This is a genomic window from Kribbella qitaiheensis, from assembly GCF_014217565.1.
In the GTDB taxonomy this organism is placed as follows: Bacteria; Actinomycetota; Actinomycetes; order Propionibacteriales; family Kribbellaceae; genus Kribbella; species Kribbella qitaiheensis_A.
This window is the reverse complement of sequence record NZ_CP043661.1, coordinates 7,655,054-7,668,942: the sequence shown is the minus strand read 5'-3', so window position 1 is coordinate 7,668,942 and position 13,889 is coordinate 7,655,054. Positions and strand designations below refer to the sequence as shown.

Genomic DNA, 13,889 nt, shown 5'->3' with positions numbered 1-13,889 from the left:
TCAGCGGCTCTGGAGGGCGTCCAGGGCGACTGTCATCGCGGCCGCGACGCGGAAGTCGAGGCGGGGATCCGGCGCGGTGACGCGGTAGCGGTCCCGGACCGACACCTTGCGCTCCACCGCCAGCACCAGTTCGCCGGTGGTGAGGTCCTTGAAGTCAAAGTGGAAGATGAACGGCAGCGGGAGGTCGCCGGCGACCGGGACGAACTCCCAGAGCCGCCGGACGATCGCGACGGTCGCGTTCCGCTCGGTCCCGTTGGACTGCACCTCTCCGCCGCCCAGCTGCCAGCTGGACCGCAGCAGGCTCTTGCCGAACTCCTTCTTGAACCAGCCGATCGGCTGGCCCTGCGGGTCGAACACGTCGTACCCGGAGCCGAGGTCGAGCCGCTTGCGTGCCTTGAACGAGAACACCACCTGGGACTTGGTGTCGTCGGTGTAGAAGGTGACCTCTTCCTTGAAGGCCATCCGCTTCTGCTGCGCGAACGCCAGCAGGGGTCCATCAGAACCATCCGGGTTGGTGGCGATCAGCTCGTACTTGTTCGCCATCAAGGTGATCCGCTGCTTCATCGAGAACGCGGGTACATGCATAGGCGCTGGGCCTTGGGGTGGGACGGTCATGCGGAGGAGTCTCGCACCCCGCCCGGCTCATCTACGCATGTGATGCCGCAAGCGAGCCCACCCAGCCGTACGCCTCGCGCAAGGCTCTGCGACACCTCGGAGTCGGCTACTACCTCTACGTGGATCTCCCCCACGCCCTGCAGAACCAGGTCCCGTGCCACCTCGACACCGAGCTCCACTGCCTCGTCCGCTGAACGCGCTGGTCGCCAGAGCACTCCGAAGTCCGCAGCAGGCTTCTCCGCACCCACCTGTACTACGAGAACCTCCGGCCGCTCCAGCAACTCCGGCTGCACCGCATCAACCACAACCAGGTGCACCACCTGCGCACCGACATGCTTTGCTACACCCTCAGCCCGTACTGCGTCTTGCACGATCACCTGCGAGGGCGGCTCACCCGGCAGACCACGTCTTCCCCACGCCTCTTGGTGTACGGCCCAGGACAGCGGTCGGCGGGCAGCCCAACCGCTCCGCACCAGCTCGGGCGCGGCGGCGAACTCCTCTACATGACCAACACACAGGTACCCGACCAGCTCTACCTGCGCGGGCAGATCCAGTACGGCGGCGACCTCACCGGGCTCGAAGAACGACACCCAGCCGACACCGAGGCCTTCGGCGCGAGCAGCCAGCCACAGGTTCTGGATTGCGATCGCCGCCGAGAACCAGGTCGTTCGTGGGTCTGCGTGACGTCCCAGTACGTGCCGGCCACCTCGGCCGGGGTCGCAGGTCACGGCGATGTTCAAAGGAGTGTCGAGGATCGCCTCGATCTTCAGTCCGTCGAACTTGCTCCGGCGGTCAGCAGGCAGCGACGCCGCGAACGCATCCCGCTGAGCGGTCGCAAGGTCGTGCACCTTGCGCCGGGTCGCGATGTCTCGGATCAGGACGAAATCCCACGGCTGGCTCAGCCCCACGCTCGGCGCCCGATGCGCCGACTCGAGCACACGGGTGAGGACGTCATCGGCGATCGGCTGGTCGATGAATCCTCGGCGTACATCCCGCCGCTCGGCCAGCACCCGATGCACGGTCTCCCGCTCAGCCAGTGGATACCCGGGCGCCGCTGTGTGATCCTCGGTCGGCTCGGGCAGTCTCCCGATGGCGACTGTGGCTCGTGCCGAGCGCTGCTTGCGTACTACAAGTTCCGCGCCGCTCAGGATCACGGCGGCCTCGGCGACGCTCGGAGTACCGGTTAGGCGCTCTACCTGCTCGCTAGGCGTCGGTACTGGTTGTTGGGACAGCTCCAGTGCGGGTGCAGTGAACAACTCGGCGCCCAGTGAGGCCACTAGTCGCTGCAGCCCCGGTTCTGCTTCCTTGCCGTCGACAGTGACCACCTGTACGACGTCGCGCGGGTCCAGACCGGCTAAGGCGGTCTCCACGAGGTCCCGGAGCTCGCGGTACGACGTACCGGAGCGTAGGCCGATCCCCAGCAGCAGACTCATTTCTCCAACCCCGCATAGACGCGAGCGGCTGCCACGAACCTGGCAGGCACGTCCGGAGTGGCCGTCCAGTGCAGGTGCAGGTAGGACGCGTGGATCTTCGGACGGGCAACACCTTCCTGGACGCCGCCGGGCAGATACCAGGCGCTGTCGACGTCGCTGTCGTACTCGACCGTCGTGCGGTGGAACTCGTGCCCGCGAACGCGTCGCCCCTCGTCGAAGATGGCCGTCGTGGTCGCTGCGATCGCCGTACGGTAGCCAAGTGTCAGGCGACTCGTCATACGAGCCGTCGCGGGCAGGACGCCGGTCAGCTGGTGACCGTCGAGTTCACGGCACAGGTAGAGCAGGCCGGCGCACTCCGCGACGACGGGCAGTCCGGCGGCGATCTCGGTCGCGACCTGCTTGCGGAGTTCGGCGTTGTCCGAGAGTGCCTCGGCATGCAGCTCCGGGAATCCGCCGCCGAGGTACAGGGCTGAAGTTGCCTCTGGCAACGGCTCGTGGAGCGGGTCGAAGGTGACGACCTCGGCACCGGCGGCGGTCAGCAGTTCGGCGGTCTCGGTGTATCGGAAGGAGAACACGGGGCCGCCCGCCATCGCGATCACCGGTCGGCCCTCCTCCGCCGGGCTGACCTCGGCGGCCGGGTCCCAGGCCTCGACGTCCAGCTCGGACGCGGCCTTCGCGGCTGCCACGAAGGCTTCCAGGTCGACGCCCTGCCGTACGAGTTCGGCGGCGGCTTCCACCGCGGTGACCGCCTGCTCGCGTTGTTCGTCGGCGGGGATCAGGCCGAGATGGCGGCTGGGGACGGTCAGGCGGGTGTCTCGGCGGAGTACGCCGAGGACCGGTACGCCGGTGGGCGCGACGCCGGCACGGACCTCGGCCTCGTGGCGGTCCGAGCCGACCTTGTTGAGGATCACGCCGACGATCCGGACGCCGGTGTCGAAGGAGACGAATCCGGCGACGACCGCGCCGACGCTGCGGCCGGCCGCGGAGGCGTCGACCACGAGCACGATCGGTGCCCTGAGCAACTTGGAGACGTGTGCGGTGGAGGCGTATCCCTCGGTGCCGAGCGCGCCGTCGTAGAGGCCCATCACGCCTTCGACGACGGCGAGATCCGCACCGGCGGCGCCGTGGGCGAACAGTGGGGCGACCCGTTCCTCGCCGGACAGCATCGGGTCGAGGTTGCGGCCCGGCCGACCGGTCGCGACCGCGTGGAACCCGGGGTCGATGTAGTCCGGCCCGACCTTGAACCCAGCAACCCGATGACCGGCAAGCCGCAGGGCAGCCATCAACCCAACCGCGACCGTCGTCTTCCCCGCCCCCGACGAAGGCGCAGCAACAACAACCCGCGGGATGCTCACCACGGCCCACCCACCTCGCACTCAACCCAAAGCGCCCGCGGACCGAGTGACTGCGTGCTCACCACCGGCCACCGTCCCGCACTGGTTGCCGTGGACCAGCTGATTGCGGGCTCACCACTCGATGCCCTTCTGGCCTTTCTGGCCGGTGTCCATCGGGTGTTTGAGTTTGGTCATCTCGGTGACCAGGTCGGCCGCGTCGATCAGGCGCTGGTCGGCGTTGCGGCCGGTGATCACCACGTACTGGTGACCCGGCCGCTTGGTCAGCGTCTCGACCACCTCGTCGACGTCCACCCAGCCCCACTTCATCGGGTAGGTGAACTCGTCCAGCACATAGAGATCGTGCGTCTCGGCCTCGATCCGGCGCTGGATCTCACGCCAGCCTTCGAGCGCGTCGGCGGCATGGTCCTCCTCGGTACCGGCCTTGCGCGACCAGCTCCAGCCCTCGCCCATCTTGTGCCACTCGACCGGGCCGCCCTGACCCGTTGCCTCGTGCAACTGTCCGAGCGCCTTGAACGCCTCTTCCTCGCCGACCTTCCACTTCGCGCTCTTGACGAACTGGAAGACGCCGATGTTCCAGCCCTGGTTCCAGCCGCGCAGCGCCATCCCGAACGCCGCGGTCGACTTCCCCTTCATCTCACCGGTGTGCACCATCAGCAATGGCCGGTTCCGGCGCTGCCGGGTGGTCAGACCGTCCTTCGGTACGACGCTCGGTTGTCCTTGTGGCATCAGGCGGCGCTCCGATCCGTGACGGCGCGAACAAGGTTGCCCGCAGCAACTTCACCCAGATCCAGGTACTCCGCGCCGAGGTCGGTCGCCAGCTCGGCGGCCAGTCCGAGCCGTACGCCGCGACGCGGTTCGCAGTCCACCACGACGCTCGCGATCCCTTGCATCGCCAGCCAACCGGCTGCCTGCTTCGCTCTCGCGAACGCCTTCTCACCTTGCGTGGCGCGGCCGTCCGTGACCAGCACCAGCAACGGCCGGCGCCGCGGATCCCGAATCGCGGCGATTCGTAGTACGTCGGCTGCCTGCAGAAGCCCTTCGGCGAGCGGGGTGCGACCACCGGTCGGAAGGGATTCCAGCCGCCGTACTGCGGTCTCGACGCTGCCGGTCGGCGGCAGGGCGACCGTGGCGGCGGCACCGGAGAAGGTGACCAGGCCGACCTTGTCGCGTCGCTGGTAGGCGTCGAGGAGGAGAGAGACGATCGCGGTCTTCACCTCGCCCATCCGCCTCTTCGTGCCCATCGAGCCGGAGGCGTCGACGCAGAAGAGGACGAGGTTGCCCTCGCGTCCTTCGCGGACGGCCAGGCGGATGTCGTTGCCGCGGACGGTGAGGCCGGGGCCTGACCTACCACGGGCGTGTTGGTGGGGTGCTGCTGAGCGGATCGTGGCGAGCAGGTGCGGGCGGCCTGGTTCGCGACCGACTCTTGCTCGGTCGCCGACAACGCGGCCGACTTCGGTGATCGCGCGGGAGCGGCGACCGGCCACGCCGGCGCCTGCGGCTTGGACGCTCAGGAGGCGAGCCTTGTAGGGCTCGGAGCTTGCCTCGACCTGACCGGTCGGGGTCGGTCCGGCCTGGCCCGCCTTGGGCGTCGCGTTCGGCGGGGTCGTCGCGTCGCGCTCGGAGACCTGGTCCGCGTCGAGAGCCGACGGATCGTCCTCGGACGCCGCGGCATCGGGCGCCTTGCCCTCCGGGGCCTCGATCATCCGGGCCGCCATCTGGGCCGCCGTTGCCCGGGCCGTTGTCCGGGCCACCGCTCGGGCTGCCCTCGGGGCCGCCGTTCGGGCCGCCTTCGGGGTCGTCGTCCGGGTCGGGTTCGGGTGGGGTGCTGTTGTTGATCGCCTGCTCGAGCTGCTCGTCGTCGAGACCGGGGGCGTCGAACGGGTTGCGACGTTTGCGGTGGGGCAGGGCGAGCTTGGCTGCGGCTCGTACGTCCTCCACCTCGACCACCGTGCGCCCCGACCAGGCGGCGTGCGCGACCGCAGTACGGGCGGTCACGAGGTCTGCGCGCATCCCGTCGACGTCGAACGACGCGCAGATCTCGGCGATCTGGCGGAGCGCGGCGTCGGTCAGGATCACGTCCGTCAGCAGGCTCTGTGCTTTGACGATCCGCTCGGCGAGTTCGCGCTGGGCGTTGGCGAACCGGGCGACGTACGCGGTCGGATCGGCCTCATAGGTCAGCCGCGCGCGCATCACCTCGACGCGGACGGCGGGGTCGCGGCTCGCGACGACGTCGACGGTCAGGCCGAAGCGGTCGAGCAGCTGCGGGCGGAGCTCGCCTTCTTCGGGGTTCATGGTGCCGACGAGGACGAATCGCGCCGGGTGGGTGATGGAGACGCCGTCCCGTTCGACCGTCGCGCGGCCCATCGCCGCCGCGTCCAGGAGTACGTCGACCAGGTGGTCGTGCAGCAGGTTGACCTCGTCGACATACAGGAGTCCGCGGTGCGCGGCGGCGAGCAGCCCCGGCTCGTACGCCGTGACGCCTTCGGAGAGCGCTCGCTCGAGATGCAGGGAGCCGAGTACGCGGTCCTCCGTCGCTCCCACCGGAAGCTCGACCAGGCGGGCGGGACGCAGGGAGCGCTCTCCGCCGTTCTCGAGGCCGATCTCGACGCTGAGCTCGTGGGGGCCGACCTGGTGCGGGCCGTCGGGACAGTCGGCAGCCGGGTGGTCCGGGTCGCAGGAGAAGCGGCAGCCCGTCACCACCTCGACGGCGGGCAGGATCTCGGTGAGCGCCCGGACCGCGGTCGACTTCGCCGTCCCCTTCTCGCCGCGGATCAGCACCCCACCGATCGCCGGCGACACCGCGGCGAGGATCAGCGCGAGCTGCAGCCCCTCCATCCCGACGACCGCGGTGAACGGAAAGCCATCCGACAACACCCCACGGTGCGAAGCGCCCGGGGCCAGCGGGGCCGGGTGCGGACCCGGCGCGGGGTGGGAGTTCGGCGCGGGGTGGGAGTTGGAGGCGGGGCTAGAGCCCGGGGCGGGGCTAGAGCCCGGGGCGGGGCTAGAGCCCGGGGCGGGGCTAGAACCCGGGGCGGCGTGAGAGACGGGGGCGGGGTCGGAACCCGGGTGAGAGCTGGGGGTGGGTTGTGAGGTGGGTGGAGCTGGCCGCATGGGCGGTGGTTCCCTTCGTCCTGCGGGTATCCACGCCCGCCTTGGCACCTGGCTCACCGGGAACGCGGAGAGCGCTCCCTGGTGGACGACGGGAGATGTCCTGGCTTCCGGGTACTCACCCGGTCACAGTGGCGGGACCGCCCCGGACTTAAGCCCCTCAGGGCCGTCACCGGTGTTCCTCTCCAACCGTCCCGGCGATCATTCCACACCACCCAGCGCGCCCCACCCTCCGGAGACGAACCTCACCAGCAACCGCCTGTGACCAAGCCGGCAGGACGACGCTCTACCGGTGAAGGGGAGGGTGGGTGCAGGGCGCGTCAAGATGCGAGGGCGTGCGGTGAAGTCAGGCGGCGTGGGGTATGGCTGGTGGGTCGATGTAGGCGCGGTCGGTGGGGCTGATCCAGATCAGTGATCCGGTGTCGGTGGTGAAGATCTGCCAGTTGCCGTGGTGCTTGAGGCGATGGTGTTGGCGGCAGAAGGCCTCGAGGTTGTCGGCGTCGGTCAGGCCTTTCGGGAACGGGACGCGGTGGTCGAGGTCGCAGTATTTGACGCGTGCGTTGCAGCCGGGGAACCGGCAGCGCCGGTCCCGGTCGCGGACGTGCTGGTCCAGTCCCGGACTCGGTGTGTACCGGGCGGGATCGGACTTCGGGGACCGGTCGGTCAACCTGTATCTGAACTTGGCCCGGGTGAAGGCCATCGCGAGGGCGTCTTGGGGCAGGGTTCCGTAGCCTTCGAGTTCGCCGCCGGTGCAGACCGCGCCGGTGGCGAGTGCTTCGGCCTCGGCGTAGGTGCAGTGGATCACCACCTGGACCCCGACCGCCGGGTTCAACCCCGATTCCGGCAACACCCCAACCGCACCAGCCACACCCGGCGCACCCGGCGCCACACCCGCCGCAACACCCGGCGCACCCGGCGCCGTACCTGCCGCACCTGCCGCACCTGGCGCACCTGGCGCCGCAGCCGAGGCTGTACTCGGTGCGGTCTCCGCGTCAGCAACTCGGCCGGCGGTCGCACCTCGATCATTCGCGGCGTCCCCGGACGCGGGCTCAGAACCCGGGTGGGCGCTGTTGGTGTGGTCGGGGTGGGCTGTGGAGGGGCCGGGGTGGTTCGGTGCCTCACCCGCAGCGGCGCCGGGGGCCGCGGTGGCTTGGTCATGGCCGAGGAGGCGGGCAACGGCCAGGTCGGTGCGGAGCTGGTCCAGGGTGCGGGGATCGCCTTGGCGTTGCAGCTCGATACAACGCGCGGTCAGGGCCGCCATGATGGCGGTGATGTCGATCGCCGAGGTCGACACCACCAGATCGGCCATCCCGCCATCGTGGGACACCGTGTAGGTGGTGCGTTCCAGCTGCCGCTGCGCATGCAGCAGCGACTCGTACTCCGCGAGCACTTTGGCCGCTTCGCGGTGTGCGATCTGCTTGATCCGCGCCCAGCCATAGCGTTGACCCCACGCGAGCACGACCTTCTCGACGCCGGCGCGGAGATCGCCGTCGGCAATGACTGCCAGTTCGTGGGCGATGTGCTGCGCTGCGGCCGCCGGCAACCCGCCGGCGCGCAGCAGCGCGAGGGTGGTGGGGAACCGCTCGACCAGAACAGCCGCCCGGTTCAGCCACCGCGCCGCCGTCCGGCGGTGAGCGCCCAGCACCAGCCCGATCTCGTCCGACACCGACCGCAACACATCACCCGACCAACGCCGCTCCGCCGGACCCGCCGCCCGATCCCCGGGCCGCGGCGACTCATGACCCAGATCAGCCGACGTCCCCGCCAACACGTGATGCAGCCCGACCATCCGCTCGGCCTTCCGGGCAGCCAGCACCGACTCCAACTGCGAGATCATGGACAACTGACCCAGCAACTCGTCCGCGTCCAGCACAGCAGCGTCCGCGCCGACCACCGAGGTCAACGCGTCCACCATCTCCACAGGACTATCGAACATGCTAGCGACTATAGACCCTTCTGGCGACAATGAGTGACACCAGAGAAGGGCTGTGGACAACCTCAAAACCCAACCCAGCAAGGGAAACAGGCTCCATCCCAGGTAGGCAGTAGCCGGCGGCGGCTGCGTCCGCTGCCGTCTCATCTGCTTGCCGACAATTCGCCTCTCCGTGAGCCCAAGGTCAGGACCTTTGGCACTGCTGATGCAGCACGCCGACGCCTAGGTTCGGACGGAGCACTCGGCTCGGCACGCCGTCCACATGGGGGGAAAAATATGAGCGGACCCGTCATCTCACCGCAGGTTCCACAGAATCACCGCGAGGCGAAGGCCACCGCGAAGGCGGCCAAAGCGTACGCGAAGGCACAGCGCCCGTGGTTCAAGAAGAAGCGCTTCATCGGGCTCGGACTGCTAGCCATCCTCGTTGTCATCATTGTCGCTACGAACAGCTCCGGTTCGAAGACACAATCGGGCACCGCGCCGGGCGCGGCAGCGACGGCCACGAAGGCTGCTCCCCCGGCTGCTGCGACCGGGAAGGCTCTGCCGATCCAGAACGGGGACTGGCGGCTCGACTCCATTCGGATCAAGGACGACGGCCTCGGAGACTTCAGTGGGGTCGCCCGTGTCACCTACACGGGTGACGACAGCAAGGGCGGCAGCAATCTCTTCACTCTCACAGTCTTCAAGAGCGGCAAGGACGTCGCAGCACTGACCGGCAGCGCGAACACTGTCGCACCGGGGACCCAGGTCACCGTCGAATTCATCAGCAGCGAAAAGTTCGTCACCGGTCCCTACACCTACGACTTCCAGAACGACCTCTGAGCCTGGCTGGGCCGCAGCTGTCTCAATCCCACTTGGTGCAACTGCCGACACGGGGCACTAGGGCAGGCGCCTGGCGAGGTGGTCGGCGGCGGCGGTGTCGGGGAGCGCCTGAACGCCTGTGATCGACGTGACGGTGATGTAGCCCTCGGCGAGGAGGGCCTCGTCTGAGTCGGGGTCCTGGGCGGGGTCCGGGTCGCGCAGGATCATGATCGGCTCGCCGGTCGGGGCGACGCCGGCCTTCAGGCGACTCGGGTTCACGGCGGCGAGAGTGGCGCTCCGGACACCACGAAGTTCCGCCTTGGGGACGTCAGGCACGTTGAGGTTGAGCACCGTGCCGGTCGGCTGGCCGCGCAGCCAGGCGAGCAGTTCGACGGCAACCTCCGCCGCGACCTCCAAGTACTGCGGGTCCTCGGAGCCGATGCTTACAGCCAACCCCGACATCCCCTGGGTCGCGCCCGTGAGCGCGGCACCGACCGTGCCGGAGTGCAGGATCGGGCCGAAGTTGTATCCGTGGTTGATCCCCGACACGACTACCTCGGGAGACTTACCGAAAGCACCGAGCCGAGCCATCGTGACAGCGAGCGCCGGCGTGCCGTCGACCCCGATGTAGGTGACCCCGTCGGCATCCTCCGTAGCGGTCGCGATCGGCCGGTTCACCCACGCGGGCCCGCGCCGTACCGACCCCGCTCTGATCCGTCAGCGGCGCGACCACCAGTACCTCGTGCCCGTACGCGGCCAGCGCCGAAGCCAGGGCCCTGATCCCCCGAGCCTGGTAGCCGTCGTCGTTGGTGACCAGGACCCGAAGCTGCTCAGAAACCATGCCTCCACCCAATCACACGGCCGCCGAACGCTCAGGTCGTATCTCAGCCGCGGTCCTCGATGTCACCTTCTGTTTCGAGGACTGCCGTCCGCAGTGTCTCCAGCGCTTCGTCGGTCGGCTCCGCCCACAGACCGCGCTGGGCCGCTTCCAGCAGGCGCTCGGCGATGCCGTGCCGCGCCCACGGGTTCGACTTGCGGAAGAACTCGGCGATCTCCGGGTTCGCGACGTACTCCTTGGTGAGCGTCTCGTACATCCAGTCGTCCACCACGCCCGCGGTCGCGTCGTACCCGAACAGGTAGTCCACCGTCGCGGCCATCTCGAAGGCGCCCTTGTACCCGTGCCGCTGCATCGCCGCCATCCAGCGGGGGTTCACCACGCGCGCCCGGAAGACGCGCTTGGTCTCCTCCTCCAGCGTCCGCGTCTTCACCTGAGCCGGTACCGCGGAGTCGCCGATGTACGCCTTCGGGTTGGACCCGGTCAGATGCCGCACCATCGCGACCATGCCGCCGTGGTACTGGAAGTAGTCGTCCGAATCCATGATGTCGTGCTCCCGCGTATCCGCGTTCTTCGCCGCGACCTGGATCCGGGCATAGGCGCGCTCCATCGACGGCCGAGCCTCCGCACCGTCGAGGTCCTTGCCGTACGCGTACCCGCCCCAGACCGCGTACACCTCGGCGAGCTCGGCGTCGGTCCGCCAGTTCCGGGCATCGACCAGCGGCAACAGGCCGGCGCCGTACGAGCCGGGCTTGGAGCCGAAGACCCGGGCCGTCGACGATCGCAGGTCATTGCCCTCAGCAACGTCCGCGTCGACGTGCGCCTTCAGGTAGTTGTCCTCGGCACCTTCATCGAGGGCCGCGACGGTACGAACCGCTTCGTCGAGCAGCGCGACGACGTGCGGGAAAGCATCCCGGAAGAATCCCGAGATCCTGATCGTCACGTCCACTCGCGGCCGGCCGAGCTCGGCGATGGGGACGATCTCGAACCCGGTCACGCGGCGGGAAGCCTCGTCCCAGACCGGGCGGCAACCGAGCAGCCAGAACACCTCGGCCAGGTCATCGCCCTGGGTCCGCATCGCGGAGGTCCCCCAGACGGTCAGACCGACCGATCGCGGCCACTCCCCCGTCTCCGACTTGTGCCTGGCCAGCAGCGAGTCGGCCAGTGCGACGCCGACGTCCCAGGCGTTCCGGCTCGGGATCGCCTTCGGGTCGACCGCGTAGAAGTTCCGCCCGGTCGGCAGTACGTTCACCAGACCACGCGTCGGCGATCCCGACGGGCCGGCTTCGACGAAGCGGCCGGCCAGCGCCCGCAGTACGTTCGTCAGCTCGTCGCCCGTGCGCCCCAGCCGCGGCACGACCTCGGTCGCGGCGAAGGTCAGCGACGCGGTCACGCCGTCAGAGGTGCGACCGAGCACCTCCTCGACGACGACCGGAACCTTCCCTGCGTCCCAGCCGAGCGTTTCCATGCCGAGGACGAGCTTGCGTGCAACGGCTTCGAGCAGGTCCACGCCGTCCGCGCCGCTCACCGCGGGCAGATCGGCCAACGTCGCGAGGTCCTTCAGCTCCGGGACAGCGCGTCCCGGATCGGCAAGCATCGCAGCTTCGTCGACGCCGAACGTGTCGCCCAAGGCAGCACGCAGACCGCGGACTGCGCCCGCCTTGCCACCCCACATCTGCTGCGCACGCAGTACTGCGAGGACGAGGTTGACCCGAGCCTCGCCGACCGGACCGCCACCGAGGATGTGCAGCCCGTCCCGGATCTGGACGTCCTTGATCTCGCACAGATAGCCGTCGAGGTGCAGGACGAACTCGTCGAACTCCTCGTCCTCCGGCTTCTCGGACGTATGCAGGTCGTGGTGCAGCTGCGCCGCCTGGATCAAGGTCCAGATCTGCGCGCGCAGCGTCGGCACCTTGTCCGGGTCGAGTGCGGAAACCGTCGCGTACTCGTCCAGCAAGTACTCCAGCTTCGCCATGTCGCCGTACGTCTCGGCCCGCGCCATCGGCGGCACCAGGTGGTCCACGATCACCGCGTGCCCACGCCGCTTCGCCTGCGTACCCTCACCCGGGTCGTTGACGATGAACGGGTAGACGAGCGGCAGGTTGCCCAGCACGGCGTCCGGCGCGCAGTCGGCCGCCATCCCGATTCCCTTGCCTGGCAGCCATTCCAGCGTTCCGTGCTTGCCCAAGTGCACCACCGCGTGCGCCCCGAAGCCGCCCTCTTCCGGCGAAGCCTCGAGCCACCGGTACGCCGCCAGGTAATGGTGCGACGGCGCCATGTCCGGGTCGTGGTAGATCGCGACCGGATTCTCGCCGAAACCGCGCGGCGGCTGGATCATCAGTACGACGTTGCCGAATCGCAAGGCGGCCAGGGCGATCGCGGGCTCGGCGCCCGACTGATCGACGTACAGGCTTCCCGGCGCTTCTCCCCACGCCCCGGTCATTGCCTCTTGCAACGATTCCGGTACGGCGCCGAACCACTTCGCGTAGGTGGACAGCGGGATCTTGGCGACCGCGCTAGACAATTGCTCGTCGGTAAGCCAGTCGACGTCGTGCCCACCGGCCGCGATCAGCCGGTGGATCAGGCCGTCCGCACCTTCGGCGCCCTGCAGGTCGTCGAGGTTGAGATCCGGTCCGAGGTCGTAGCCGGCTGCTTGGAGTTGGCCGAGGAGGACCACCGCCGAAGCAGGGGTGTCCAGGCCGACCGCGTTGCCGATGCGGGCGTGCTTGGTCGGGTACGACGACAGTACGAGCGCGAGCTTCTTGTCCTTCGGCTCCACGTGGCGGAGCTTGGCCTGCGCTGTGGCGATCCCGGCGAGTCGCGCGCAGCGCTCGAGATCCGGCGCGTAACTGGCGACCCCCTCGGCGTCGTACGCCTTGAAGGAGAACGGGATCGTGATGAGACGGCCGTCGAACTCCGGGATCGCGACCTGGGTCGCGGCGTCCAACGGGCTGATCGCGGCGTCGCTGTCCAGCCACTGCTCGCGCGTGGAGGTCAGCGCGAGGCCCTGGATCAGCGGGATGTCGAGTGAGGCGAGCGCTCCGGCGTCCCAGGAATCGTCACCTCCGGCGCTTGCATCCGCAGCGACTGTGCCGCCGGCGGCGAGCAGGGTGGTGACGAGTACGTCTGCTTTGCGGAGCAGCTCGAAGAGTTCGGCGTTCTCAGTACTCGACGGGTCCAGGCCGCGGAGCGTCCCGCAGTACACGGGTAGTGCCTGCGCGCCGGCACTCTCGACGGCATCAGCCAGCGCGTCGACGAAAGCGGTGTTGCCGGAGATCTCGTGCGCCCGGTAGTAGACGATGCCGACGACGGGCCGGCTGTCCTCGACGACGGTGCGGCCCGCGCGTACGCCGTACGTCGGGAGCGCGTACGGCGGATCGAACTCGTCGCCGGTCAGCAGCAGGGTGTCGCGCAGGAAGCCTGCCAGGTTCGCCAGGTTCTTCGAACCGCCCTCGCGCAAGTATGCGAGCGCCTCGGTGACGGCACCGGCAGGCACCGTCGAGAGCGACATCAACTCGGCGTCGGGAGCGGCCTCGCCGGACAGCACGACGGTCGGGATACCGGCAGAGATGACAGCGTCGAGACCCTCCTCCCAGGCGCGGCGACCGCCCAGCAGGCGGACCACTACGACCTCGACGCCGTCAAGCATTCCGGGCAGGTCCGCGAGGTCGACGCGAGCCGGGTTCGCGACCCGCCAACCGACGGCGGCCTGTGAGGCGGCGAGCAGATCGGTATCGGCGGTCGACAACAGCAACAGATTCGCGTTCGCGGGCAAGCGCGGCCGGTCCTTCCTCGGGGTGTCCACGCCC

The 13,889-nt window shown here is 69.0% G+C and carries 11 protein-coding genes and 1 riboswitch; of the genes, 1 reads left to right on the top strand and 10 read right to left on the bottom strand.

Going from position 1 to position 13,889, the window contains the following annotated elements; genetic code table 11:
* From F1D05_RS36290 to F1D05_RS36265, 7 genes are all read right to left on the bottom strand, one after another.
* Positions 1 to 585 (bottom strand): hypothetical protein, encoded by a 585-nt coding sequence (locus F1D05_RS36290; protein WP_185444756.1) that lies wholly within the window; start codon positions 583 to 585, stop codon positions 1 to 3.
* Positions 586 to 611: 26 nt separating this feature from the next.
* A complete protein-coding gene (gene bluB / locus F1D05_RS36285) occupies positions 612 to 2,048 on the bottom strand; it encodes a 5,6-dimethylbenzimidazole synthase (protein ID WP_185444755.1) in 1,437 nt (478 codons plus the stop codon).
* Positions 2,045 to 3,403 carry a cobyrinate a,c-diamide synthase gene (locus F1D05_RS36280; protein ID WP_206685978.1) on the bottom strand — a complete coding sequence of 453 codons (1,359 nt, stop codon included), beginning with the start codon at positions 3,401 to 3,403 and terminating at the stop codon, positions 2,045 to 2,047. The genes bluB and F1D05_RS36280 overlap by 4 nt, the downstream gene beginning before the upstream one ends.
* A 111-nt stretch (positions 3,404 to 3,514) precedes the next feature.
* Positions 3,515 to 4,129 carry a cob(I)yrinic acid a,c-diamide adenosyltransferase gene (gene cobO / locus F1D05_RS36275; RefSeq protein ID WP_185444753.1) on the bottom strand — a complete coding sequence of 205 codons (615 nt, stop codon included), beginning with the start codon at positions 4,127 to 4,129 and terminating at the stop codon, positions 3,515 to 3,517.
* Positions 4,129 to 4,644, bottom strand: a complete 516-nt coding sequence (locus F1D05_RS41605) for a VWA domain-containing protein (RefSeq protein WP_246486261.1) — start codon at positions 4,642 to 4,644, stop codon at positions 4,129 to 4,131. The genes cobO and F1D05_RS41605 overlap by 1 nt, the downstream gene beginning before the upstream one ends.
* A 103-nt stretch (positions 4,645 to 4,747) precedes the next feature.
* Positions 4,748 to 6,274 carry an ATP-binding protein gene (locus tag F1D05_RS43335; RefSeq protein ID WP_246486260.1) on the bottom strand — a complete coding sequence of 509 codons (1,527 nt, stop codon included), beginning with the start codon at positions 6,272 to 6,274 and terminating at the stop codon, positions 4,748 to 4,750.
* Between the two features lie 313 nt (positions 6,275 to 6,587).
* A riboswitch (cobalamin riboswitch) is annotated at positions 6,588 to 6,725 on the bottom strand.
* Positions 6,726 to 6,857: 132 nt separating this feature from the next.
* Positions 6,858 to 8,447, bottom strand: coding sequence for an HNH endonuclease signature motif containing protein (locus F1D05_RS36265; protein ID WP_185444752.1), 1,590 nt, complete (start codon positions 8,445 to 8,447; stop codon positions 6,858 to 6,860).
* A 273-nt stretch (positions 8,448 to 8,720) separates the two neighbouring features.
* Between F1D05_RS36265 and F1D05_RS36260 the strand changes: the two genes are divergently transcribed.
* Entirely contained in the window at positions 8,721 to 9,266 is a 546-nt protein-coding gene (locus tag F1D05_RS36260; protein ID WP_185444751.1) for a hypothetical protein, read from the top strand.
* A 57-nt stretch (positions 9,267 to 9,323) separates the two neighbouring features.
* Here the strand turns inward: F1D05_RS36260 and surE are convergent, their stop codons facing one another.
* The 3 genes from surE to cobN are packed head-to-tail and all read right to left on the bottom strand — an operon-like array spanning position 9,324 to position 13,885.
* Entirely contained in the window at positions 9,324 to 9,923 is a 600-nt protein-coding gene (surE, locus tag F1D05_RS36255; RefSeq protein WP_281388861.1) for a 5'/3'-nucleotidase SurE, read from the bottom strand.
* Positions 9,811 to 10,086: a 5'/3'-nucleotidase SurE gene (locus F1D05_RS42405; protein ID WP_281388860.1), complete on the bottom strand. Its 276-nt coding sequence runs from the start codon at positions 10,084 to 10,086 to the stop codon at positions 9,811 to 9,813. The genes surE and F1D05_RS42405 overlap by 113 nt, the downstream gene beginning before the upstream one ends.
* A 43-nt stretch (positions 10,087 to 10,129) precedes the next feature.
* Positions 10,130 to 13,885 carry a cobaltochelatase subunit CobN gene (gene cobN, locus F1D05_RS36250; RefSeq protein ID WP_206685977.1) on the bottom strand — a complete coding sequence of 1,252 codons (3,756 nt, stop codon included), beginning with the start codon at positions 13,883 to 13,885 and terminating at the stop codon, positions 10,130 to 10,132.
* Positions 13,886 to 13,889 lie beyond the last annotated feature (4 nt).